We start from the raw sequence: 22,149 nt of genomic DNA, 5'->3' as shown, positions 1-22,149 counted from the left end.
CAAAATCGGCCCCGGTCACGGCCTCCGGCGGGGTCCGCACCCCGGCCGGATCAGCGGCGGGCGCCCCGATCCGAGCGCTCCTGGGCGCCCCAGCGGGGCTTGCGGCCGCCGGGGCGTCCCCCGCGGTCGCCGCGGAAGCTGCGGTCGTCCCGGTCCTTGCGGAAGCCGCCACGATCCTCGCGGGAGCCGCGGTCGTCCCGGTCCTTGCGGTACCCGCCGCGCTGGCCGCCGTCGCGGTCCCCGCGGAAGCCGCCGCGCTCGCCGCGGTCCTTGCGGAAGCCGCCGCGGCGCTCACCGCGGTCCTCGCCGTCGCGCTCGGCGCGGGTCGGGCGACCGGTGTCCTTGCGCAGGCCGAGGCGACGGCCGTTGATCTCCGCGTTGGCCGCGGCCTCGAGCTGGGCCGCGGTCAGGTCCGCCGGCAACTCGACGAGCGAGTGGCTGCCGCGCAGGTCGATCGCGCCGATGGCCGAGGCGGGCAGGCCCACCTCGTTCGCCAGCGCGCCCACGATGTTGCCCGGCCGCACGCGGTCCTGGTGGCCGACGGCGATCCAGTACGTCGCGTTGCCGGCCGCGGGCTCCCGGGCCGGGCCACGCGAGCCGCGGCCGTCACTCGTGCCGCGCTCACGGCCGCCGTCGCGCCCACCCTCGCGGCCGCCGTCGCGGTCCTTGCGGCCGCGGGCGCCGCCGAACGGGATCTCCTGCTCGCGGGCCAGCAGCGGGCGGCCGCCCTGGGCCATCATGCCCAGCGCGGCGGCCACACGCGCCGGCTCGACCTCGTGCTCGTCGACGTACGCGGCGACGATCTCACCGAACACCGCCAGCTCCTCCTCCGAGGCGCGCTCGAGGGTGCGGGTGATGCCGTCGGCGAAGCGGCGCTTGCGGGCCGCGTTGACGTCGGCGACGGAGGGCACGGCCATCTCCTCGACCTGCTGGCGGGTGGTCCGCTCGATCTGCTTGAGCAGGAAGCGCTCGCGCGGGGTCATGAAGAGCACGGCGTCGCCCTGCCGGCCGGCGCGGCCGGTGCGGCCGATGCGGTGCACGTAGGACTCCGCGTCCTGCGGAATGTCGTAGTTGACCACGAGCGAGATGCGCTCGACGTCGAGGCCGCGGGCGGCGACGTCGGTGGCTACGAGGATGTCCACGCGGCCGGCCTTCAGGTCCTCCACGGTCTTCTCGCGCTGCTTCTGGGCGACGTCGCCGGAGATGGCCACGGCCTTGAACCCGGCGCGCGTGAGCTTCTGGGCGAGCTCCTCGGTGCCGGCACGGGTGCGCACGAAGGCGATGACGCCGTCGTGCTCCTCGGTCTCGAGGATCCGGCTCAGGGCCTCGAACTTCCACTGGTGGCCCACCTGCAGGTAGCGCTGGCGGATGGTGGCCGACGTCGTCGACTGACGGGCGACGGCCACCTCCTCCGGCGCGTTCAGGTACTGGGCGGAGATGCGGCGGATGGCCGGGGGCATGGTGGCGGAGAACAGCGCGGTCTGCTTCGTGTCCGGGGTGGAGGCGAGGATGCGGTCCACCTCCTCCGCGAAGCCCATGCGCAGCATCTCGTCCGCCTCGTCCAGCACGAGGGTCTGCAGGTCGGACAGGTCCAGCGAGCCGCGCTCGAGGTGGTCGATCACGCGGCCCGGCGTGCCGACGACGACCTGCGCGCCCCGGCGCAGTCCGGCCAGCTGCGGTCCGTAGGGGGAGCCGCCGTACACGGCGAGCACGGAGACGTCGTCGAGGTGCTTGGCGTAGCTGTCGAAGGCGTCGGCCACCTGGAGGGCGAGCTCGCGGGTCGGGGCGAGCGCGAGCACCTGCGGGGTGTCCGCGCGCCCGGTCACGTCCGTGGTCTCGGCGAGGCGGGACAGGGCCGGCAGCGCGAACGCGCCGGTCTTGCCGGTGCCGGTCTGGGCCAGGCCCACGACGTCGCGGCCCGCGAGCAGCAGGGGGATGGTCGCCTCCTGGATGGGCGAGGGCGCGGTGTAGCCCAGGTCCTCGACGGCTGCCAGGACGCGGGCATCCAGGCCGAGGTCCAGGAAGGTGGGGCCGGCGGGCTCGGCGGGAGCCTCGGGGGCGTCGGGCTCGGCCGGGGCCTCGGGGGCGGCGGGCTCGGCGGCGTCGACCTGCGGGACGGTCCCGGTGGCCTCCAGCTCAGCCTCGGCGAGCTCGGGGGCGACGGTCTCCGCCTCGGGGGCGGTCTCCACGGGCGCGGCGGTCGGGGCCTCGGCGGTGGTCTGGGGATCGAGGATGTCGGACATGGGTCCTCCTGGGGGGATGCGCGGGCGCACGCCGGAGGACGTCGGTCGCGGGTCGACGTCGTGGGGCGCAGGGGCCAGCTGGGTCAGATGATTCCGTCCACCCGGCAGCCCCCGAGGGCCACGACGTTCGTGGCCCGCACACACATCTGCACAGACATCTGCAGTCCGGCGTGGCACACGCGTCCACGCTCACTCATCACAGGGGAAAGACCGGATCCGGTCTGATCAGTCTACGCCACCGGGCTGCGGGGTGGGCTGTGCCCTCGGACACCCCGGTCGCTCACCGGCCGGGACGATAGGCTCGGCACGTGCCCCAGAACAGCGAAGACCGCCCCCTCGCCCGCGGGCTCGGCCGGGCCGCCGGCCGCGCCGCCCAGTCCTTCCGGGAGAATCAGCGGGCCGACGACGCACGGCTGCGCGCCGAGCGCGCCCGCCTCACCGCCGAGGACGAGGAGCGCCTGGAACGGCGCCGCGCGGACCGCGAGCGCGACCTGGTCGCGCGGGACGCGGCCGAGTCCGACGCCGGCCTCGTCCACCCGCTCCTGAAGGTCGCGCGCCTCTACTGGCTCGCGGTCACCGTGGTGCTGATCGGCATCGCGGGCGCGTTCCTCTGGAACGGGGCCCGCGCACAGGACAGCGGCGAGCCCGTCATCGATCCGCTCACCGGCATGGAGTCGGTGGGCGTGCTGGGCGGCGCGACGGGGCAGTTCACGATGGGCACCGCCGTCGCCCTGCTGGCCGCGGCGTCCCTGTGGGGCTGGATCGGTCTGCTGCGCCGCCGTCGTTCGGCGATCGGGACCCTGACGTTCATCGCCGTCCTGCTGGCCGCCCCCGCGTTCCTGCGGGCCAACGGCCTGCTGATCATCCTCGCCGTCGTGATGCTCCTGGGCGCCGCGCTCGTCTGGCTGCCGCCCGTGCGCTCGCGCGTGCGGCGCTGAGCCCGCGCGTCCCGCCCCCGCCGCCGGGCGGCGGCGCCGCTCAGTCCTCCACGGGACGGGCGGAGGCGACGACGGGCCGGGCCGTGGCGAGGTCGTACTCCATGACCTGACGGCCGCCGATCCACACGCGCAGGGCCCGCTGCATGACATCGAGCGGGTCGCCGGACCAGAGCACCAGGTCGGCATCCTTGCCCACCTCGAGGGAGCCGATGCGGTCGTCCAGCCCCAGCACGCGCGCGGGATGCAGGGTGATGGCGCGCAGGGCGGTCTCCCGGTCCAGGCCCTCCTTCACCGACAGCGCCGCCTGGTAGACGAGGAAGTCGATGGGCACCACCGGGTGGTCGGTGATGATGCTGATCTCGACGCCGGCCCGCGCCAGACGCCCCGGATTGCGCATCGAGCGGCCCCGCAGCTCCGGCTTGGACTTGGTGGTGAACAGCGGGCCGATCAGCACCGGCACGCCGCGGGCCGCAAGCTGGTCGGCCAGCGGGTGCGCCTCGGTGCCGTGGTCCAGGACGAGGTCGTAGCCGAACTCGTCGGCCAGGCGCAGGGCGGTGGCGACGTCGTCGGTGCGGTGGCAGTGCTGGCGCCAGGGGATCGTGCGCTCCAGGACGAGGGCGAGGGCGTCGAGGTGGGGGTCGCGGGTGAAGGGCTTGCCCTCGCGCTCGGCCTCCGCGCGGCGGGCCATGTAGCCCTGCGCCCGCAGGAACGCCTCGCGGATCACGAGGGCGGTGCCCAGCCGCGTGGACGGGGTGCGGCCCTTCTCCTTGTAGACGTTCTTCGGGTTCTCGCCGAGGGCGGACTTCACGCCCGAGGGGCTGCGCAGCACCATCTCGTCCACGGTGCGTCCGTGGGTGTGCAGCGCCACCGCCTGGCCGCCGATCGGGTTGCCCGAGCCGGGGTTGACGTTCACGGTGGTCACCCCGCCGGCCAGGGCGTCCTTCCAGCCCGGCTCGTTCGGGTCGACGGCGTCGATCGCCCGCACCCCGGCCATCACCGGGTCCGTCATCTCGTTGACGTCCGCGGTCGCACCGACCTCGCCCTCGGCGTGCATGCCGAGGTGGACGTGCGCGTCCACGAAGCCGGGCAGCAGCCAGCGTCCCTCGCAGTCCACCACCTCGGCGCCGTCGGGCGCCTCGACGTCGGGGCCGAGCGCGGTGATCCGGCCGTCCTCGACGAGCAGGGCGCCGTCGAACGGCTCGGCGGCGACGGGGACGACATGGGCGTTGACGAAGGCGGTGAGGGTCATGCCCGTCACACTACGCCGCCGGGTGCTCCCCACCCGTGCGCTAGACCTCTGGCGGACGTCAGCGGGTCAGAGGCTGTCCAGAGCCCGCTCCAGGTCCGCCACGAGGTCCTCGACGTCCTCGATGCCCACCGACAGGCGCAGCAGGTCGTCCGGGACGGCCAATTCCGTGCCGGCCACGGAGGCGTGGGTCATCTCCGCCGGGTAGTTCATCAGCGACTCGATGCCGCCCAGGGACTCGGCGAGCTGGAACAGGCGGGTCGACTCAGCCACGCGGCGGGCCGCCGCGGCGCCGCCGGCCAGGCGCAGTGAGACCATGCCGCCGAAACCGCGCATCTGGCGCTGCGCGAGCTCATGGCCGGGGTGGCCCGGCAGCCCCGGGTACAGCACCTGGGAGACCTCGGCGCGGCCGGTGAGCCACTCGGCGACGGCCTGGGCGTTGGCCTGGTGGCGGTCCATGCGCACCCCGAGCGTCTTGAGGCCGCGCGTGGTCAGGTACGCGTCCATGGGCCCGTTCACGGCCCCCGCCGCGAACTGCTGGAACGTCACCTGCTCGGCGAGTGCGGCATCCGGGATCACGAGCGCCCCGCCGATCACGTCCGAATGGCCGCCGATGTACTTCGTGGTGGAGTGCACCACCACGTCCGCGCCGAGGGCGATCGGGGACTGCAGGTACGGCGTCGCGAAGGTGTTGTCCACCACGAGCAGGGCGCCGTGCGCGTGGGCCACCTCGGCGACCGCGGCGACGTCGGAGATCTTCATCATCGGGTTGGACGGGGTCTCCAGCCACACCATGACCGGCCCCGTGGCGGCGGCGCGCTCGACGGCGGCGGCGACCTGCTCGGCGTCCCCCATGTCCACGACGACGTGCTCCACGCCCCAGGGGGCGAGCACGCGGGAGATGAGGCGGTAGGAGCCGCCGTACACGTCGTTGCCGAGCACGATCGTCATGCCCGGCCGGCCCGCGCCCATGATCAGCGCGGTCTCCGCGGCCAGGCCGGAGGCGAACGTGAGGCCGGTGGCCCGGGGCGCGCCGGACTCGTCGACGCCGGCCTCGAGCGCGGCCAGCTGCTCCTGCAGCGCGTCCCGGGTGGGGTTGGTGCCGCGGCCGTAGTCGTAGCCGCGCCGCAGCTCGCCGACGGCCGTGGGCGCGTACGTGCTCGAGAGGTGGATCGGCGGGACGACGGCGCCGAACACCTCATCCAGGTGCTGGCCCGCGTGCACGGCGCGCGTGCCGAAGCCTCCCCCCGGGGGTGGGCGGCGGCGTCTTCGGCGCCGGTGTCGGGGGTGGTGGCGTGCGGGTCCTCGTGGACGTTCTGCTCGGTCATCTCAGGAGTCTCCTCGGAGAGATCGGGTCGGGTGGGGCGGGCACGGCCGGCGCGGCCGGCCTCAGGCGGTGACGTGGGCGAGGACGTCGTGCAGGGTGACGACGCCCTGGACGCGGCCGGCCTCGAGCACCAGCAGCACGGGGTCCTGGGCGAGGCGGCGGGCGACGGCGCGCAGCGGGGTGCGCGCCCCCAGGCAGGGCAGCACGGGGCCCATGACGTCGGCCACGGGGGTCTGCGCGGTGGCCCGCCCCTCAGCGAGGGCGTCCGCGAGCGCGGCGGTGGAGACGGTGCCGCGGACCTCGCCGATCCGCAGGTCGTGCCGGGGCTCGAGGATCACGGGCAGGGCGTCGACGCCGTACCGGTTCATGGTCGCGACGGCGTCCGCCACCGAGGTGGTCGGGGCCGCGGTGACGAGGGTGGGCACGGATCCCGGGAACAGGTCGGCCTTCTCGGTCAGCAGCTCCCCCGCCGTCGCGGACCAGCGGTCGGTCTCGGCGGGGGCGCCCGCGCGGGTCGCCGGCTCGGCGTCGGCGTGCTCGAGCACCTCGACGGGCGTGCCGGCCCCGCCGGCGGCCCCCGTGGCGCCGTCGTCGTCCGTCTGCGGGACCGCCGAGCGGGTGCGCCCGCGCGCCCACGCCGGCAGCACGGTCTCGCGGACGTCGTAGTCGAAGCCGCGCTCGTCCATCCACGGGTCGTTGAAGATCTTGGCGAGGTAGCCGCGGCCCGAGTCGGGCAGCACGATCACCATGACGTCCTCCGGGCCGAGCTCGCGGGCGGCGCGCAGGCCGGCGACGACGGCCAGACCGGAGGAGCCGCCCACGAGCAGGCCCTCCTCGGCGGCGAGGCGGCGGGTCATGGCCAGGGCCTCGGCGTCCTCGACGGCGATGACCTCGTCCGGGACCGCGGGGTCGTAGTTGTCCACCCACATGTCCTCGCCGACGCCCTCGACGAAGTAGGGCCGGCCGGCGCCGCCGGAGTACACCGAGCCGCTGGGGTCCGCACCGATCACGCGGACGGGCCCGGACGGGCGGTCCGCCGAGACCTCCTTGAGATAGCGGCCGGTGCCCGTGATGGTGCCGCCCGTGCCGGCGCCCATCACGACGTGGGTGACGCGGCCGGCCGTGTCCTCCCAGATCTCGGGGCCGGTGGTCTCGTAGTGGGAGGCCGGGGCGGCGGGGTTGAAGAACTGGTTGGGCTGATAGGCCCCGGGGATCTCCCGCACGAGGCGGTCGGCGACCCCGTAGTAGGACTCCTCGGACGTCGGGTCCACGGCGGTGGGCGTGACGACGAGCTCGGCGCCGTACGCGCTGAGCACGTCCCGCTTCTCCTGACCCACCTTGTCCGGGGTGACGAACACGGTGCGGTAGCCCTTGAGCTGCGAGACCAGGGCCAGCCCTACGCCCGTGTTGCCCGAGGTGGGCTCCACGACGGTGCCGCCCGGGCCGAGCAGGCCCTCGCGCTCGGCCTCCTCGATCATCTTCAGCGCGATGCGGTCCTTCACGGAGCCACCGGGGTTCAGGTACTCGACCTTCACCAGCACGGTGGCCTCGATGCCCTCCGTCACGGAGTGCAGCTTCACGAGCGGGGTGTGCCCGATCAGCTCGAGGACGTTCTCGGCGTACTGCATGGGCTGCGCAGGGGTGGGCGCGGGGGTCTGTTCAGTCACGCACCCCACGCTACGCCAGGGGCCGGACGCCGAAGGAGGGCTCCGGACACGCGGGGCAACGCCCGGCGTGCGCGCCGTCACGGCCGACGTCGTCATGTCCGGGCCCGGGTGTACGGTGCGGGCATGACCGCCCCGGACGCCGAGCGCCGCGTACGCGTGCCCGTCCCCGTGGACGTCGCGCTCACCCTGCGCCCCCTGCAGCGCGGTGCGGCCGACCCCACGGTCCGCGCCACACCGCAGGGCGTCTGGCTCACTCTGCGCTCCCCCGCCCCGGACGCGGCGTCGGGCGGGCCGGGCCGGCCGACGTCGTTGCTGGTCTCCGGCGTCCGGGAGGCCGCAGGGGGTGGCACCGCCGTGACGGCCCGCGCGTGGGGCGCGGGCGCGAGCGCCGCCGTCGCCGGCGTGGAGCGTCTGCTCGGCCTGCACGACGACGGCTGGGCCGCCTTCGACGCCCTGCTGCGGCCGGACTCCGGCGCGCCCGCGCTGCCGCGGCACGTGCGCGAGGCGCGGCGGACGCGGGCCGGGCTGCGGCTGCCGGCGGCGGGCGCGCTGTCCCGGCAGCTGCTCACCGCCGTGCTCGAGCAGAAGGTCACCCACGACCAGGCGCGGCACGGCTGGCGCACCCTCGTGCGGCTGGCCGCCCGGATCGACGACGACGGGCCCGCCCCCGGCCCGGTGCCGCCGGGGATGCTGCCGCCGCCGACCCCGGCCGCCGTCCTGCGGATCCCCTCGTGGGACTGGCATGCGCGGGCCTGGGTGCAGCCCTCCCAGTCGCGGACCATGCTGGAGGTCGCCCGGCGGGCCGCGAGCATCGACCGGCTCGGCGACGCGGTCGCCCCCGGGGACACGGCCGGGGTGGCCGCGCTGGCCCGGCGCCTGGAGTCGGTGCCCGGGATCGGGCCGTGGACCACGGCCGAGGCGCTGCAGCGCAGCCACGGGGCGGCGGACCTCGTCTCCGTGGGCGACTACCACCTGGCGCAGTACGTGGGGCAGGTCCTCACGGGACGCCGGACCGACGACGCCGGGATGCTCCGCCTGCTCGCGCCATGGGCCGGGCACCGGCAGCGGGTGGTGCGGATGATCGGGCTCTCCGGAGAGCGCAAGCAGGCGTTCGGGCCCAAGCTCGCCCCGGCCGACCACCGCGCCCACTGACGCGACGCCGGGCCGGCCGAGGCCGTGCCGGCGCGTCCGCGCGACCCCTCCGCTCCTGCACAGGCCGCTGCTCCCGGCGTGTCCTCCCCAGCCCCGGCCGGGTCCGGCCGGCCGCCCGCCCCGGGTTCCTAGCGTGGGCGATGCCGCTCCGACCGGTGCGGCGCCGCCGGGACCCTGATGAGTCCCCACCCGGGAGGAGACCGCCATGACCACCGCCTTCGAGCCCCGCCCGCACACCGCCGCCGCCCCGCGCGAACCCGACCCGCACGGCCCCGGCACGCCCGGCTCCCTGCGTCCGGGCGAGCGCGGCTCCGTGCTCATCGTGACCCGCCACCCCGACCCGGACGAGGCCATGCGGCACGCGATGGCCTGGATCACCGCCTTCGAGGAGGACTGCGGCCTCGTGCTGGACACGGACGAGACCGCGCTCTACGCCGTCGGCCGAGCGGGCGACCTGGGTGAAGCCCTGCGTCGCGGCCCCCTGGTCCACGAGGACGGCAGCCCCGCCGACACCTCCGCGTTCGTGGACGCGGTGCTCGCGGACGGCACGTGGCGCCTGCGCGACGCCGACCCGCGGGCGTGGTCGACCACGTACCGTGCCACGATCCTGGGCGCCGCCCCCGAGGCGGTCTGCACCATCTGGGACGTGTTCCCGCTGCCCGCCGCCTGAGGGTGACGGTCGTCGTCAGCCCGCACCCTGGGCGTGGGCCTGGGCCTGGGCCTGGACGACCTTCGCGCCCTCTTCGCGCAGCTCGACCTTGCGGACCTTGCCGGAGACGGTCATGGGGAAGGCGTCGAGCACGCGGACGTAGGCCGGGATCTTGAAGTGCGCGATCCGGCCCGTGGCGAACTCGCGGACGGCGTCCACGGTGAGCGGCTCGACGCCGTCCTTCATGATCACGCAGGCCATGAGCTGCTCGCCGTACTTCTCGTCCGGCACGCCCACCACCTGGACGTCCTGGATGTCCGGGTGGGTGTAGAGGAACTCCTCCACCTCGCGCGGGGAGATGTTCTCGCCGCCGCGGATCACGAGGTCCTTGATGCGGCCCTCGATGCGCACGGAGCCGTCCTCGTCCATGGAGGCGAGGTCGCCGGAGTGCATCCAGCCGTCGGCGTCCAGCACCTCGGCGGTCTTCTCGGGGGCGTCCCAGTAGCCGAGCATCACGGAGTAGCCGCGGGTGCACAGCTCGCCCGTGGCCCCGCGCGGGACGACCTCACCGGTGGCGGGGTCCACGATCTTCGTCTCCACGTGGGGCATGGTGCGGCCGACGGTCTGGGTGCGCACCTCCAGGGAGTCGTCGCGGCGGGTCATGGTGGACACGGGCGCGGTCTCCGTCATGCCGTAGCAGATGGCGACCTCGGACATGTGGAACCGGTCGATGACCTTCTTCATCACCTCGACGGGGCACGTGGAGCCGGCCATCACGCCGGTGCGCAGCGTCGTCAGGTCCAGCTCGTCCGCCTCGGGCCGGGCGAGCATGGCGATGAACATCGCCGGCACGCCGTACAGGCTCGTCGCGCCGGTGGCGGCCACGGCCCGCAGCGCCGAGACCGGCTCGAAGCTGCGCGCCGGGATGACGGCGAGCGAGCCATGGGAGACGGTGGCGATCACGCCGATCACCATGCCGAAGCAGTGGAAGAACGGCACCGGGATCACCACGGTGTCCTCCTCCGTGTAGCCCAGCAGCTCGCCGATGTGGAAGCCGTTGTTCAGCACGTTGCGATGCGTCAGCGTGACGCCCTTGGGGAAGCCGGTGGTGCCCGAGGTGTACTGCAGGTTCACGGGGTCCGCCGGCCGGGTGGCGGCCTCGCGCGCGGCCAGGTCCTCGTCCGAGACCCGCGCGGCCCCGGCCAGGAAGGCGGCCCACGTGCCCTCGGCCACGGGATCGGCGGCGTGCCGGCCGGCCACGTCACCGTCCTGCACGTGGGCGTAGGCGTCCTCGCCGCTCCCGGCCGGCAGCATGATCAGCTGCCGCAGGTGCGGCGCCGACTCACGGGCCACGGCCCGCGCGGTGGCGGGCGGGTCCATGCGTGCGTCCGCGCAGGCCACCACCAGCCCGCGCATGTCGCACTGCTCGACCACGTACGTCAGCTCGTGGGCGCGGTACGCCGGGTTGAGGTTCACGAGGATGACGCCGGCGCGTGCCGCGCCGTAGAGCAGCGAGACCCACTCGGCGACGTTGGGGCTCCACATCCCGATCCGGTCCCCCGCCTCGTAGCCCGCAGCCATGAGCGCCTTGGCCACCGTCACGGACTCCTCCCGCAGCTGCCCGTAGGTCCAGGTGCGTCCGGTGGCAGGGTCCCCGTCCGGTCCACACTCCAGGAGGGCGGCGCGGTCGGCGAACCGGCGGGCGGTGTCGTCGAGGTTCTGGGCCAGGGTCTGCTCGAGCAGCTCGACGTCGGTCGGTCCCTGGGTGAAGGACTCGGGGGCGGTGGACTCGGTCATCGGGCGCTCCTCGCGGACGGTCGGGCGACGCCGCACGGCGTCACGATGCACGGCCGTGCCGCCGCCGGACCGCGGAGGGCATCGGGTGTGACACGGACCACAGGCAGGCTACGTCGCCTGGCGGGAGGCCGCCACCTCCCGGGGCGGGGACGCGGGGTGTGCCACGGCCCCGGACGGCAGAAGACCCCGGGACCGTACGGTCCCGGGGTCTTCGTTCCGGTGGCAGATACTGGATTCGAACCAGTGAAGGCAGTGCCAGCTGATTTACAGTCAGCCCCCTTTGGCCGCTCGGGAAATCTGCCGTGCCACCCGGCGGCTGCCGGACGTCTCGAGGACGACCGCACCGGTCGGGCGAGAGTCCACTGTACAGCATCTCCGCGCCACGCCGCCAATCGGCCCGGGACCGCGTCCGTCGTCCCCGGTAGGCTGGCCCGCAGAGCGCTCCGCGCGGCCCCGCAGTGGCCGTCGACGACGGGCGCGCCCCGTCCGCAGACCCTGAAGGAGAGCACCCGTGGCCAGCGATTCCACGTTCGACGTCGTCAGCAAGGTGGACAGCCAGGAGGTGTCCAACGCCCTGAACCAGGCGCAGAAGGAGATCGCCCAGCGCTACGACTTCAAGGGCGTCGGCGCCGAGATCGACTTCTCCGGCGAGAAGATCCTCATGAAGGCCTCCTCCGAGGAGCGCGTCAAGGCCGTCAAGGACGTGTTCGAGTCCAAGCTCGTCAAGCGCGGCATCTCCCTCAAGTCCCTCGACGCCGGCGCCCCGTTCGCCTCCGGCAAGGAGTACCGCATCGAGGCGACCATGAAGGAGGGCATCGACCAGCCCACCGCGAAGAAGATCACCAAGCTGATCCGCGACGAGGGCCCCAAGTCCGTCAAGGCCCAGATCCAGGGGGACGAGCTGCGCGTGTCCTCCAAGTCCCGCGACGACCTGCAGTCGGTCATCGCGATGCTCAAGGACTTCGAGGACGCGGACCTGCAGTTCGTGAACTTCCGCTGATCCGCACGCCGTCTCCCCTCCGAGCCCACCAGGAGTCCCCATGCTGTACCTGATCGACCCTCGCGGGGCCGTGTGGTCCGCCGACACCACGATCGGCCAGGCGCGGGCCCGGGCCCGCGTGGACGGCCGCCCGGTCGACGACCTGAAGTTCACCAAGGCCGCCATGCTCCTGACCTTCGAGGACCATGTGGACCTCGCGCTGCGTCACGGCATCGCCGCCCCGCGCGGCCTCCTCCTCGACCACGGGTTCGTGGCCCAGGTGCTCGCCCCCGCGAACCTGAAGGCCCAGCGCGCCAACCAGGACGCGATCGCCGAGCAGCTCGCGGTGGTGGAGCGTCGCACGGAGGACGTCGGATCGCTGCGCTCCCACCGGCACGCGGCCGCCTACGAGGGCGCGGACCAGGATCTGGAGCGCCGCATCACGAAGGCGGAGGAGGCGGCCCGCGAGACGCTCCAGGCGGCCCCGGACGAGGACCTCGTCCGCCACTGGACGCGCCTGGGCGGCGCGGTGCCGGCCACGCTCCAGGCCGACCGCGACCGCTGACCCGCCGGCCGCCGTCGTCGTGGTGGCTCCCGTGGACGGCGGCTCAGGCTGCCGCGAGCCAGACGTTTCGGCGGTTTCGCGGCCCGATCTGCAGCAGAATCATCTGGCTCACGGGCAGAAACGTCTGGCTCGGCGCTCCTCGGCGCTCGCTGGCTCGCAGCGACCCGCCTCGCCATGGAACCCCGCGCCCGCTCAGGGCGTGGGGTTCCGTGCGTCGTAGCGCAGGAAGCCGGGCTGCCACCGCATCAGCGCGCTCACGCCGAGCATGCACAGCACACCGCCGGCCAGCAGGGTCGGCCCCTCCCCCAGGCCCACGGACGCACCGCCGGTGATCAGCTCGCCCAGGCGCGGCCCGCCCGCCACCACGACGACGAACACGCCCTGCAGCCGGCCGCGCAGGTGGTCCGGGGTCGCGGACTGCAGGATCGAGCCGCGGAAGACGCCGGAGAGCGAGTCCGCGGCCCCGCCCACCGCCATGCACAGCGCGGCGAGGGCGAACGCGAGCGTGAGGCGGGGATCGCCGTCGGGCAGGGACTGTGCCCACCACACCACGCCGCCGAACGCGGCCACCGCCGCGCCCCATACGAGGATCGAGACGTACACGCCCCAGCCCTGCGCGTGCAGGCGTGTGAACGGCGCGGAGAACAGTCCCGCGAGGAACGCGCCCGCCGCCATCGCGGCCAGCAGCACCCCGACGGCGGCCTCGCCCCCGCCGAGCACCACGGCGCCGACGGCGGGCAGCAGGGCGCGCGGGAACGCCGTCGTCATGGCCACGATGTCCGCGAGGAAGGTCATCCGCAGGTTCGGTCGCGAGCCGAGGAAGCGCAGGCCCTCGACCACCGAGGCCAGGCCGCCGCGCCCCCGAGGCGGGCGCGGCCTCGGCCCGCTGCGGCGGCAGGGACGGCAGCCGCCACACGGCGTACAGGGCGGCCAGGAAGGTGACGACGTCGATCGAGTAGGTCCATGCGTAGCCGACCGCCCCCACGAGCACCCCGCCCAGCATGGGGCCGACCATCAGGGCCACGGAGAACGTCATCATGTTCAGCGCGTTCGCCGCCGGCACGAGCGGCAGGCCCACGAGCGCGGGGATGATCGCGCCGCGGGTGGGCTGGTTGATGCCGGACGCGCCGGAGTGCAGGGCCACGAGGGCGTACAGCACCGGCACCGACTCGAGTCCGGCCCAGGCCTGCGCGGCGATGCCGACCGTGGTCAGCCACATGACGGCCGACGAGGTCAGCGCGACACGGCGGCGGTCGTGCCGGTCCGCGATCGCGCCGCCGTACAGGCCCGCGACCACGAGGGGCACGAGCGCGGCGAGGCCGAGCAGGCCCACCGCGAACGAGGAGCCGGTCAGGGCGAACACCTCGAGGGACACCGCCACGAGCGTGAGCTGCGTGCCCACGTACGAGAGCGTGTTGCCGAGCCACAGCCGCCGGTAGGCGGGTGAGACCCGCAGCGGGGTGATGTCGACGAGGAGGCGGGCCACCCCGGAAGCCTAGCGCCGGGGCGGCCAGGGCCCGCCCCGGATCAGACGGTCGGGACGGAGGCCCCGTCGCGGGAGATGCGGGTCATCTCCTCCCGGTCCACGACCTTCACCCGCTCCCGCGCCACCGGACCGGCCTCCGTCGCCTGCGCACCCAAGGACTTCTCATGCTCATCCAGAGCATGCCACCCAGCCCACGTGGTGTACGGGACCTCACGGGACTCGAGCAGCTCGATCACGGACTCCTCCGACGGCTCCTGGGCCCTCCACAGCCCCGGCTCGTCCTCGATCAGATGCGTGATCGTCTCCAGAGAGTCACCCTTGGTGTGCCCGATCAACCCCACCGGGCCCCGCTTGATCCACCCCGAGGCATACAGACCCGGCACCGGGGCACCGTCCGCGTCCAGCACCCGGCCCTCCGCGTTCGGGATCACCCCGCGCACCTCATCGAACTCCACCCCCTCCACCGGGGACCCGAAATAGCCCACCGCCCGGTAGATCGCCTGCACCGGGTAGTCCACCGTCTCCCCCGTCGGGCGGACCCCACCGGAACCGTCCAGCTCCATTCGGCGCATCCGCAGACCGTCCACCCGGCCGTCGCCGTCCTCGTCCAGGAACTCCTCCGGAGCCTGCAGGAAATGCAGGTGCAGCCGACGCGAGGCGCTCTGCTGACGGTCCTCCTGCTCCATGAGCCAGTTCGTCAGCGTCCCGACCATGGTGCGGACCTGGTTGTTCTCCTCGATCGCCTTCTCCGAGGCCGCATCGAAGTCGAAGTCCTCCTCGTACAACACGATGTCCACATCCCGGGAATGCGCCAGCTCCCGCAGCTCCAACGGGGTGAACTTCACCTGCGCCGGCCCACGCCGGCCGAACACGTGCACATCCGTGACCGGGGAAGCGGCCAGGTCCCGGTACACGTTGTCCGGGATCTCGGTGGGCAACAGGTCCTCGGCATGCTTGGACAGGATCCGGGCCACATCCAGGGCCACGTTCCCGTTGCCGATCACCGCCACCTGCGTGGCCTCCAACGGCCAATGCCGCGGCACATCCGGGTGCCCGTCATACCAGGACGCGAAGTCCGCGCCACCGAACGAGCCGGCCAACTCCACCCCGGGCACGTCCAGGGCCGCGTCCCGCACCGCACCGGTGGAGAACACGATCGCGTCGTAATGCCGACGCAGATCCGCCAGGCTCAGGTCCGTGCCGTAGTCCACATTCCCCAGGAAACGGATGTCCCCGCGGTCCATGACCTTGTGCAGCGCGGTGACGATGCCCTTGATGCGCGGATGGTCCGGGGCCACCCCGTAACGGATCAGACCGAACGGGGCCGGGTACCGGTCGAACAGGTCGATGCTGACACGGAAGTCCCGCTCCTCCTTGGTCAGGATGTCCGCCGTGTACACCCCGGCGGGTCCGGCACCGATGATGGCGATGCGCAACGGGCGATCAGGGCGAACGGTCACGGCGGGTGGGTCCTTTTCGACGACGGCGGGGCACGCCGGCGGAGCGCGGGGCGAGGCCCGGCACCGGCGCGCGGGATCGACCCCCCAGTCTACCGCCGTGACCGGGAGGAACCTGGGTGAGAGTGCTCACCCGGACCGTACAGTGGTCCGCGTGAGCCCCTCCTCCCCCTCTGCCCGGCCCGGCGCGACCCCCGACGGCGCCGCCCCCGACACCGGTGCCCTGCCCACCGTCTCCCCCGCCCCGGCCGATGACCCGCGTGGGCTGGCCCTCGGCTTCACCGCCTACTTCGTGTGGGGCCTGCTGCCGCTCTACATGGCGGTGCTCGCGCCCGCCGGGGCCCTGGAGATCGTGGTGGTGCGCATCGGCTTCGCCCTGATCTTCTGCCTGCTGCTGCTGACCGTGATGCGCCGCCTGCGCGAGCTGGGGACGGCGCTGGCCACGCCCGGCCGCTGGGGCACCACGGGTCTGGCCGCCGGGATCATCGCGGTGAACTGGCTGCTGTACGCGGTCTCGGTCACCACGGGCAACGTGCTCCAGGCCTCGCTGGGCTACTTCATGAACCCGCTGGTGAACGTCCTGCTCGGCGTGCTCTTCCTCGGGGAGCGGCTGCGGCGGGGCCAGTGGGTGGCCGTCGGGATCGCGGTGGCCGCCGTCGTCGTGATGTCCGCGGCGATGGGGCAGGTGCCGTGGATCGCGCTCGGGCTGGCCACCTCGTTCGGGCTCTACGGCTTCGTGAAGAAGCGCTTCCCCTCCCCCGTGCACGCGGTGACCGCGATGACCGCCGAGACCGTGGTGCTGATCCCCGTGTTCGTGGTGGGCAGCGTGCTGCTGGCGCAGGCCGGGCTGCTCACCACCGTCACCGAGGGACCCGGCCACTTCTGGCTCATGGCCGGGCTCGGCGTGCTCACCGCCGTTCCGCTCATCCTGTTCTCGGCGGCGGCCCGCTCCCTGACGCTGACCACGCTCGGGATGCTGCAGTACACGGCGCCCATCCTGCAGTTCCTCGTGGCGGTCACGGTCCTCGGCGAGCAGATGCCCGCGGCCCGCTGGGCGGGCTTCGGGCTCATCTGGCTCTCGCTGGCGGTCTTCACCCTCGACCAGCTGAACGCCTCCCGCCTGCAGCGTCGGGCGGTCCGGGCCGGGCAGGGCGCGCACGCCTAGACTGGCGGCATGCCCGCCAAGCCCCCCGCCCCCGTGTACCTCCCGGCCTTCCAGCGGCTCGTCCCGGACCTGCTGGGCGACGCCTGGGCCGAGGACGACGGCCTCGCCCCCGCCGACGTCGACGCCCGGCTGGCCCAGTCCCCCGCGGCGGAGCAGCTCGGCGCCGGGCTCATGATCCCGGCTGCTCTCCGCGAGTTCTACCTCGCCCTGGGCAACTGCGGCGACCTCATGGAGACGGACCACTACGTGTGGGACCCCGAGGACCTCGAGGTGCGGGACGGCTTCCTCATGTTCCTGGAGGATGCGGACGAGACGGTCGTGTGGGGCCTGCCGGTGGACAACCTGGCGTTGCCGGACCCGCTGGTGTGGCGGCGCTCCGCCGGTGCCGACGCGCCCGAGGGCGAGTGGCAGGACGAGGGCGGCACCTTCAGCGAGTTCCTGACGGACCTGCTCGCGTGGACCTTCGAGGACCCCGAGGACGACGACGAGGGGCCGGACCGGTGACCGCGCCCGCCCCGGTCTCCCACGCCCCGGACGGCTACGTCTGCCCGTTCTGCGGGCTCGTGGCCGGCGACGTCTCCGACCCGGGCAACCGCTGCGAGCTCGGGGACACCGTCTACCAGGACGAGGACCTGATCGTGCTGATCGCCGTGGACGGGTTCGGCGACCACGAGGGCCACGCCATGGTCTGCCCGGCCGAGCACTACGAGAACCTCTACGACCTGCCCCCGCGCGTGCTGCAGCGCATCGCCCTGATGGCCCAGCAGGTGGCGCTGGCCATGAAGCGCGCGTGGGCCCCGGACGGGGTCTCCACGCGCCAGCACAACGAGCCCGCCGGCAACCAGCACGTGTGGCACTACCACCTGCACGTGTTCCCCCGCTTCGAGGGGGACATGCTCTACCGGCAGCTGCGCCACCCGGTGGCCCCGGAGGTCCGCGCCGGCAAGGCGCGGGAGCTCGCGGCCGCGCTGGACCCCGCCCCGACCCGCCTGGACTGAGCGGCCTCCCCGGATCGAGGCGGCGACGCCGCCGACCGCGGCGTCAGGCCGAGCGCCCGACCACGTAGTCGGCGAACGCCTCGAGCGCCGCCTTCACGGCGGAGTCCGGCAACGGGTCGAGCGCCTGCTTGGCCTGCTCCGCCCAGCCGCGGGTGATCGCCCACGCCTCGTCGATGGCGGGGTGGCCCGTGAGCGCGGCGACGGCGGCGGCCAGCTGCTCGTCGGTGTCGAGCGGCCCGTCCACGAGCGCGCGCACCCGGCGGGCGTCCTCGGCCTCCGGCCCTTCGCCCTGCGCGGCGCGGGCCAGCAGCAGCGTGGTCAGGGTGGGCACGCGCTCGCGCAGGTCCGTGCCGGGGACCTTGCCGATCCGCTCGGCGTTGCCGGTGAGGTCGATCAGGTCGTCGGCGAGCTGGAAGGCCAGGCCCACCTTCTCGCCGTATGCGCGCATCACCTGGACGGCGGCCTCGTCGGCCCCGCCCAGCAGCGCGCCGAGCATGCCGGCCGCGGCGATCAGCGAGCCGGTCTTGCCGGAGAGCACCGCGTAGTAGTGCTCGATCGGATCCGCGCCCTCGGCCGGGCCGCGAGTCTCCCACAGCTGGCCCTGCACGAGGCGTTCGAAGGTGTCCGCCTGGATCTGCACGGGCCGCGGGCCGAGCTCGGCCATGAGCTGGGAGGCGCGGGCGAAGATCAGGTCGCCGGCCAGGATCGCCGCCGAGTTTCCCCACAGTCGGTGGGCGGCGGGGGCGCCGCGGCGCACGGGGGCCTCGTCCATCACGTCGTCGTGGTACAGCGTGGCCAGGTGCGTCAGCTCCATCACGACGGCGGCCTGGCGGGCGGGCGCGTCCACGTCGGCGACCTCGCCGGAGGCCAGGGCGGGGTCGCCCAGGAGGGAGGCGAGCACCGTCAGGACCGGACGGACCCGCTTGCCGCCGGCGGCCAGCAGGTGGTGGGCGGCGGTGTCGGAGAAGAGGTCGTCGAAGCCGAGGGCGCTGTCCAGCTGCTCCTCGACCTGCTCGAGCGCGGTCAGCACGACCTCCAGGACACGGCCATGCTCGGCGAGGGGTTCGAAGCCGGAGGGCAGGGCGAAGCCGGGGTCTGCGGTGGTCACCGGGCAAGCCTACCCAACGGCGCGCCGCCCGCGGTCGTCAGCGCGGGGGTGAGCGCCTCGAGCACGCGGACGGCCCGGTCGACGGCGTCGCCGCCCCGCGCGTCCACCGTGTTGCCCATGACCTTCACCGCGGCCCGCAGCAGCGGGGGTGCGGCCATCCCGGCGCCCAGCGCCGCCTTCATCACGCGCGGATCGCCGATCAGGCGGGCGAACCGGGCGCCGAGGGCGAAGTGGCGGCCCCACAGGTGCTGGGTGATCACCGGGTAACGGGACAGGATCGCGTCCGCGGCGCCGTCGGTCCCGGCCGCGTGCGCCTGCACCGCCAGCTCCGCGGCGAGGCGGGCCGCCTCCATCGCGAACCCGATGCCCTCGCCGTTGAACGGGGACACCATGCCGGCCGCGTCGCCCACCAGGAGCATGCCCGGCACGTGCTGCGGGGTGCGGTTGAACGCCATCGGCAGGGCCGCGCCGAGGATCCGCGAGGTGCGCGTCTGCTCGGCGATCCCCCAGTCCGCGGTGAGCGCCCCGGTCCAGGACTTCAGCAGCCCGCGGTAGTCCAGCTTCCCGAACTGCGGGGAGGTGTCCAGGATGCCCAGGCCCACGTTCACGGTGCCGTCCGCGAGCGGGAACAGCCAGCCGTAGCCGGGCAGCGGGTTGCCCTCGGCATCCGGCAGGCGCAGCCAGGACTCCATCCACTCCCCCCGGTCGCCGGGCGGGGCGGGGATCGCCCCGTCGACGGCGGCGCCGGCGGTGTAGTAGGCCCGCACGGCCACGCCCATGGGCCGGTCCTCGCGGCGGTGCAGGCCCGCGGAGACGGCGGCGCGGGCGGAGACGCCGTCGCACGCGAGCACGATCGGTGCGGTGAAGCGGGCGGTCTCCCCGGTCTTGCGGCCGTTCGGCGCGATCAGCTCCGCGTCCAGCCCGACCACGCGTCCGGCCTCGTCCCGCACGACGCCGGTGACGGCGTGCCGCTCGCGGACCTCGGCGCCGCGGGTGCGCGCCAGGTCCGCCAGGAGGGCGTCGAAATCGCGTCGGGTGCGCGTGAGCGCGTAGTCCGGCCACGTCTGGGTGGGCGCCCACGGCACGTCCACGCTGCGCTCGCCCGCGCGCAGCCGCAGGCCGCGGATGACGCGCCAGCCGCCGTCGTCGCCGGGCTCGCCCCGGTGGGGCACGCCGAGCAGTTGCAGCTCCCGGACCGCCTGCGGGGTCAGGCCGTCGCCGCAGACCTTCTCACGCGGGTGCGCGGTCTTCTCGAGCACCACCACGTCCAGCCCCGCCGCGGCGAGGTGGGCGGCGGCGGTGGCGCCGGCGGGGCCGCAGCCGGAGATCAGCACGTCGGCACGGCGCACGACGGCGGGGGTCGAGTCGGGCGCGGGCGACGTCGGCGTGTCGGTCACTGGGGGGCCTCCTCGGCGGCGAGCTCGGCGGTGGGCGGGGCGGGGGCCGGGCCGGCGTCCGGCGCGGGGTCCGGGACGGGGCACGCGGGCGGGAACGTGGCGCGCACCGCCGCGGCCAGGGCGGCGGCGACGCGCGGGCGGTCGGCGCGGTCGCAGCGGACCTCGAGCAGACGCCGGCCGCGCACCGGGTCGGACAGGGCCCGGACGAGGTCGACGCGGTCGGTGACCCGCGTGTACGGGAGGCCGTACGCGGCGGCCAGGGCGGCCAGGTCCACGCCGTGCGGGGTGCCGAAGAGCCGTTCGACGGGGTCCGCCATGCCGGGCGCCTCGGCCACGGCCCCGTGTTCGAGGCTCGCGAAGATCGCCCCGCCGTCGTCGTTGACGACCACGAGGTCGAGGTCCGGCTCGGTCTCGGTGGGGCCCACGAGCAAGCCGCCCGCCTCGTGCAGGGCGGTGAGGTCGCCGAGCAGGGCCACGGTCCGCCGTCCGCGCGCCAGTGCGACGCCCGCGGCCGTGGAGACGGTCCCGTCGATCCCGGCGAGCCCGCGGTTGGCGTACACCTCCGCGTCCGGCGCCGAGGGGGGCCGCCAGGTCAGGTCCACGTCCCGGATCACCGAGGACGAGCCCAGCACGAGCGGACCCCGGACCATGGCGGCGCTCACGTGCGCCACCGTCTGCGGGCTGAGCCGGTCGCCGGCGTCGGTGGTGACGAGCGCGTCCTCCACGGCGGCCTGGGCGCGCATCGAGGCATGCTGCCACGCGGCGAGCCAGCCGGGCTCGCCCTGCCCGGCGAAGGCGGCGAGCTCCTCGAGGGTCTCCACGGGCGTCTCCCGGCGCCGGCCCGGCTCGAACCACGGGGCGGGCTCGGGGGCGTGCAGGGCCGTGGCGACGTCGGGGCGGGCCAGCAGGGCGTTGACCGTCCGGGTGAGCGTGGGCCGGCCGAACAGCACGACCCGTTCGATGCGGGCGGCCAGGGGGTGTGCGTCCGCGTCGCGCCCGCCGGCCGCGCCCAGCAGGAGCGGGTACGCGGCGATGGCGTTGGCGGAGAACCGCGCGTTCGAGGACGGCTCGGCCAGCAGGGGCAGGCCCAGGGACAGCGCGAAGGCCGCGGCCGCGGGGCCGGCACCGTGGCAGGCCAGCACGACGGTGCGCCGCTGGTCCAGGCGGGCGACGTCCAGCTCGGGCAGGCCCGAGAGCACCGCCCCGGGCGCCCGGTAGGTCGACGCGGCGGGGGCCGGGCTCGCGCCGGCCGGGGCGGCGGCCGGAACAGGGGCGTGCGGCGCCGCGGCGGCGGCGCCCATGGCGGCCGCCTCCTCAGGACTCGGCACGAGCGGGTCGCGGAAGTGCAGGTTCAGGTGGACGGGCCCGGCCGGGGCCTCTGCCATCGTCACCGGACCGGGCGCGCCGTCGTCGGAACCGGCCTCGGCGACGACCCCGTCGGCCGCCAGCAGGGCCCGGCGCACGGTGGCCCGCACGTGGCGCAGATGCTGCTCGGCGTCCACGCCGTCGGCGGCGTCGCAGCCGAGGGAGGCGGCATGGCGGACGTGCGTGCCGAACACGCCCCTCTGGTCCGTGGTCTGGTTCGCGCCGGTGCCGTGCAGTTCGGGCGGACGATCCGCGGTCAGCGCGATCACGCGCGTGCCGGCGTGGAAGGACTCCATCAGGGCGGGCAGCAGGTTCCCGACGGCGGTGCCCGAGGTGGTCAGCACGCCCACCGGGCGCCCCGAGGCCAGCGAGAGCCCGTGGGCGAGGAAGCCGGCCGAGCGCTCGTCCACCCGCACGTGCAGGCGGACCTCGCCGGCGCGCTCGAGGGCCGCGAGCGCGTAGGCCAGCGGGGCGGAGCGGGAGCCGGGGCAGACCACCGCGTCCCGCATGCCGGCGTCGATCAGGGCGGTGGCGACGGCGCGCGCCACGGAGAGGGAGTCGACGGAGGTCATGGTGGCCACCAGTCTAGGCCCGGGCGCGGACGGGCCCC

At 74.6% G+C, this 22,149-nt stretch carries 17 protein-coding genes, 1 tRNA gene and 1 pseudogene; 8 read left to right on the top strand and 11 right to left on the bottom strand.

The genetic code is table 11. The features are described 5' to 3' along the window. Positions 1-50: 50 nt before the first annotated feature. Positions 51-2,243 carry a DEAD/DEAH box helicase gene (locus OVA32_RS04455; protein ID WP_210078971.1) on the bottom strand — a complete coding sequence of 731 codons (2,193 nt, stop codon included), beginning with the start codon at positions 2,241-2,243 and terminating at the stop codon, positions 51-53. Between the two features lie 308 nt (positions 2,244-2,551). Between OVA32_RS04455 and OVA32_RS04450 the strand changes: the two genes are divergently transcribed. After that, positions 2,552-3,181, top strand: coding sequence for a hypothetical protein (locus tag OVA32_RS04450; RefSeq protein ID WP_060974118.1), 630 nt, complete (start codon positions 2,552-2,554; stop codon positions 3,179-3,181). Positions 3,182-3,221: 40 nt separating this feature from the next. Here the strand turns inward: OVA32_RS04450 and OVA32_RS04445 are convergent, their stop codons facing one another. The 3 genes from OVA32_RS04445 to OVA32_RS04435 all read right to left on the bottom strand — a co-directional run bounded on the left by OVA32_RS04445 (position 3,222) and on the right by OVA32_RS04435 (position 7,382). Then, on the bottom strand, positions 3,222-4,430 hold the full coding sequence (locus tag OVA32_RS04445) for an amidohydrolase (RefSeq protein WP_098094549.1): 1,209 nt from the start codon (positions 4,428-4,430) through the stop codon (positions 3,222-3,224). Positions 4,431-4,496: 66 nt separating this feature from the next. Further along, a complete protein-coding gene (locus OVA32_RS04440) occupies positions 4,497-5,651 on the bottom strand; it encodes a cystathionine gamma-synthase (RefSeq protein ID WP_052520053.1) in 1,155 nt (384 codons plus the stop codon). A gap of 165 nt (positions 5,652-5,816) precedes the next feature. Then, a complete protein-coding gene (locus OVA32_RS04435; protein ID WP_095694884.1) occupies positions 5,817-7,382 on the bottom strand; it encodes a pyridoxal-phosphate dependent enzyme in 1,566 nt (521 codons plus the stop codon). A 162-nt stretch (positions 7,383-7,544) separates the two neighbouring features. Between OVA32_RS04435 and OVA32_RS04430 the strand changes: the two genes are divergently transcribed. Next, complete coding sequence (locus OVA32_RS04430; RefSeq protein ID WP_041103582.1) at positions 7,545-8,573, top strand: DNA-3-methyladenine glycosylase family protein; 1,029 nt, start codon at positions 7,545-7,547, stop codon at positions 8,571-8,573. Between the two features lie 205 nt (positions 8,574-8,778). After that, on the top strand, positions 8,779-9,243 hold the full coding sequence (locus OVA32_RS04425) for a hypothetical protein (protein ID WP_041103583.1): 465 nt from the start codon (positions 8,779-8,781) through the stop codon (positions 9,241-9,243). 15 nt (positions 9,244-9,258) lie between these two features. Here OVA32_RS04425 and OVA32_RS04420 read toward each other — a convergent pair whose 3' ends face one another. Together OVA32_RS04420 and OVA32_RS04415 are read right to left on the bottom strand one after the other, a co-directional pair. Beyond that, entirely contained in the window at positions 9,259-11,019 is a 1,761-nt protein-coding gene (locus tag OVA32_RS04420; protein ID WP_061867140.1) for an AMP-binding protein, read from the bottom strand. Positions 11,020-11,239: 220 nt separating this feature from the next. Beyond that, positions 11,240-11,321, bottom strand: a tRNA-Tyr gene (locus tag OVA32_RS04415). Between the two features lie 209 nt (positions 11,322-11,530). Here OVA32_RS04415 and OVA32_RS04410 point away from each other — a divergent pair. Together OVA32_RS04410 and OVA32_RS04405 are read left to right on the top strand one after the other, a co-directional pair. Beyond that, positions 11,531-12,019 (top strand): YajQ family cyclic di-GMP-binding protein, encoded by a 489-nt coding sequence (locus OVA32_RS04410; protein ID WP_002856881.1) that lies wholly within the window; start codon positions 11,531-11,533, stop codon positions 12,017-12,019. Between the two features lie 40 nt (positions 12,020-12,059). Further along, on the top strand, positions 12,060-12,563 hold the full coding sequence (locus OVA32_RS04405) for a hypothetical protein (RefSeq protein ID WP_144879422.1): 504 nt from the start codon (positions 12,060-12,062) through the stop codon (positions 12,561-12,563). 192 nt (positions 12,564-12,755) lie between these two features. Here OVA32_RS04405 and OVA32_RS04400 read toward each other — a convergent pair. Together OVA32_RS04400 and OVA32_RS04395 are read right to left on the bottom strand one after the other, a co-directional pair. Continuing rightward, positions 12,756-14,049: pseudogene (locus OVA32_RS04400) on the bottom strand (MFS transporter). A 41-nt stretch (positions 14,050-14,090) separates the two neighbouring features. Continuing rightward, positions 14,091-15,509: an FAD-dependent oxidoreductase gene (locus tag OVA32_RS04395; protein ID WP_267715531.1), complete on the bottom strand. Its 1,419-nt coding sequence runs from the start codon at positions 15,507-15,509 to the stop codon at positions 14,091-14,093. Positions 15,510-15,651: 142 nt separating this feature from the next. Between OVA32_RS04395 and rarD the strand changes: the two genes are divergently transcribed. From rarD to OVA32_RS04380, 3 genes are read left to right on the top strand one after another with little or no spacing between them, the layout of a single operon-like run. Beyond that, positions 15,652-16,671, top strand: a complete 1,020-nt coding sequence (gene rarD, locus OVA32_RS04390; protein ID WP_267715819.1) for an EamA family transporter RarD — start codon at positions 15,652-15,654, stop codon at positions 16,669-16,671. A gap of 9 nt (positions 16,672-16,680) precedes the next feature. Further along, on the top strand, positions 16,681-17,175 hold the full coding sequence (locus OVA32_RS04385) for a hypothetical protein (RefSeq protein ID WP_041104945.1): 495 nt from the start codon (positions 16,681-16,683) through the stop codon (positions 17,173-17,175). After that, positions 17,172-17,669, top strand: a complete 498-nt coding sequence (locus OVA32_RS04380; protein ID WP_041104943.1) for an HIT family protein — start codon at positions 17,172-17,174, stop codon at positions 17,667-17,669. Before OVA32_RS04385 ends, OVA32_RS04380 begins: the two co-directional genes overlap by 4 nt. A 43-nt stretch (positions 17,670-17,712) precedes the next feature. Here the strand turns inward: OVA32_RS04380 and OVA32_RS04375 are convergent, their stop codons facing one another. The 3 genes from OVA32_RS04375 to menD are packed head-to-tail and all read right to left on the bottom strand — an operon-like array spanning position 17,713 to position 22,111. After that, positions 17,713-18,777: a polyprenyl synthetase family protein gene (locus tag OVA32_RS04375; protein WP_041104941.1), complete on the bottom strand. Its 1,065-nt coding sequence runs from the start codon at positions 18,775-18,777 to the stop codon at positions 17,713-17,715. Further along, positions 18,774-20,174 (bottom strand): geranylgeranyl reductase family protein, encoded by a 1,401-nt coding sequence (locus tag OVA32_RS04370; RefSeq protein ID WP_206451414.1) that lies wholly within the window; start codon positions 20,172-20,174, stop codon positions 18,774-18,776. Before OVA32_RS04370 ends, OVA32_RS04375 begins: the two co-directional genes overlap by 4 nt. Beyond that, positions 20,171-22,111: a 2-succinyl-5-enolpyruvyl-6-hydroxy-3-cyclohexene-1-carboxylic-acid synthase gene (gene menD, locus OVA32_RS04365; RefSeq protein ID WP_267715524.1), complete on the bottom strand. Its 1,941-nt coding sequence runs from the start codon at positions 22,109-22,111 to the stop codon at positions 20,171-20,173. Before menD ends, OVA32_RS04370 begins: the two co-directional genes overlap by 4 nt. Positions 22,112-22,149 lie beyond the last annotated feature (38 nt).

This window comes from Micrococcus sp. SL257 (assembly GCF_026625585.1).
Lineage (GTDB): Bacteria > Actinomycetota > Actinomycetes > Actinomycetales > Micrococcaceae > Micrococcus > Micrococcus luteus.
This window is presented reverse-complemented; position numbering and strand designations above follow the sequence as displayed.

What these genes read in the sequence shown, in the direction of transcription:
- OVA32_RS04455 (WP_210078971.1), bottom strand. Translation starts at nt 2,243, where the DNA reads ATGTCCGACATCCTCGATCCCCAGACCACCGCCGAGGCCCCGACCGCC.
- OVA32_RS04445 (WP_098094549.1), bottom strand. Translation starts at nt 4,430, where the DNA reads ATGACCCTCACCGCCTTCGTCAACGCCCATGTCGTCCCCGTCGCCGCC.
- OVA32_RS04435 (WP_095694884.1), bottom strand. Translation starts at nt 7,382, where the DNA reads ATGCAGTACGCCGAGAACGTCCTCGAGCTGATCGGGCACACCCCGCTC.
- OVA32_RS04430 (WP_041103582.1), top strand. Translation starts at nt 7,545, where the DNA reads ATGACCGCCCCGGACGCCGAGCGCCGCGTACGCGTGCCCGTCCCCGTG.
- OVA32_RS04425 (WP_041103583.1), top strand. Translation starts at nt 8,779, where the DNA reads ATGACCACCGCCTTCGAGCCCCGCCCGCACACCGCCGCCGCCCCGCGC.
- OVA32_RS04420 (WP_061867140.1), bottom strand. Translation starts at nt 11,019, where the DNA reads ATGACCGAGTCCACCGCCCCCGAGTCCTTCACCCAGGGACCGACCGAC.
- OVA32_RS04405 (WP_144879422.1), top strand. Translation starts at nt 12,060, where the DNA reads ATGCTGTACCTGATCGACCCTCGCGGGGCCGTGTGGTCCGCCGACACC.
- OVA32_RS04385 (WP_041104945.1), top strand. Translation starts at nt 16,681, where the DNA reads ATGCCCGCCAAGCCCCCCGCCCCCGTGTACCTCCCGGCCTTCCAGCGG.
- menD (WP_267715524.1), bottom strand. Translation starts at nt 22,111, where the DNA reads ATGACCTCCGTCGACTCCCTCTCCGTGGCGCGCGCCGTCGCCACCGCC.